General features: G+C 64.5%; 1 pseudogene. It reads right to left on the reverse strand.

Going from position 1 to position 1,078, the window contains the following annotated elements:
• Nucleotides 1-210 precede the first annotated feature (210 nt).
• Nucleotides 211-1,078, reverse strand: a pseudogene (locus NEI07_RS14445) (ATP-dependent metallopeptidase FtsH/Yme1/Tma family protein); the annotation flags it as partial.

The raw sequence follows: 1,078 nt of genomic DNA on the forward strand, positions 1-1,078 counted from the left end.
GTGACTCCTCCATGGAATTTGGCTCGAAGAGACGCTCTTCGAGGCTGACGCATTTTGCGTGTTACGGCGCATCGAAACAGTGACTTTGTCGCCAAAAACGGCGCAGAACCCGCCACGCGCAGGCGCTCGAAATCGCGGATTGAGATCCTCTCGCGTCGCAAAAAAAAGGCCCGGCGCTGACGCCGGGCCTTTGTTTTCAATCGCCGGCGCTTAGACCGGCTGGGGCTCCATGCCGCCGACGTCGGGCTCGGGCTTCTGGCCCGTCGTCGGCACCGAGGAGCCGCGCGGCGGCGGCGTTGGCGACGACTCTTCGCGCACCGGCCGCTTGCCGGCGAGCAGGCCCTTCATCTCGTCGCCGGACAGCGTCTCGAATTCGAGAAGCGCATTGGCGAGCGTGTCGAGTTGGCTGCGCTTTTCCGTCAGGATGCGCATCGCCTCGTCATAGGCCTCCTGCACCAATCGGCGCACCTCCGCGTCGATCGTCTGCTGCGTCGCCTCGGAAATCGTCTGCTGACGCCCGAGGGAATATCCGAGGAACTGCTCTTGCTCGGGATTGGCGTAGGCGACGGTGCCGAGCTTGTTCGAGAAGCCGAGCTGGGTGACCATCGCACGCGCCACACGGGTGCATTGCTGGATGTCCGAGGCCGCGCCCGACGTCACCTTGTCATGGCCAAAGATCATTTCCTCGGCGACGCGGCCGCCCATGGCGATGGCGAGCATCGCGGTCAGTTGCTCGTATGTCTGCGAGATCTGATCGCGCTCGGGAAGGCCCTGCACCATGCCGAGCGCTCTGCCGCGCGGAATGATCGTCGCCTTGTGGATCGGCATCGCGCCAGGAACCGAGAGCTGCACCAGCGCATGGCCGCCTTCGTGATAGGCGGTGAGTTTCTTCTCCTCATCCGTCATCACCAGCGTGCGGCGCTCAGCGCCCATCATGATCTTGTCGCGCGCGTCCTCGAACTCCTGGTTCGTGACGATCCGCTTCGAGCGCCGCGCCGCGAGCAGCGCCGCCTCATTGACAAGATTCATCAGATCGGCGCCCGAGAAGCCCGGCGTGCCCCGCGCGACGACCTTCAAA

Source organism: Methylocystis suflitae, from assembly GCF_024448135.1.
Lineage (GTDB): Bacteria > Pseudomonadota > Alphaproteobacteria > Rhizobiales > Beijerinckiaceae > Methylocystis > Methylocystis suflitae.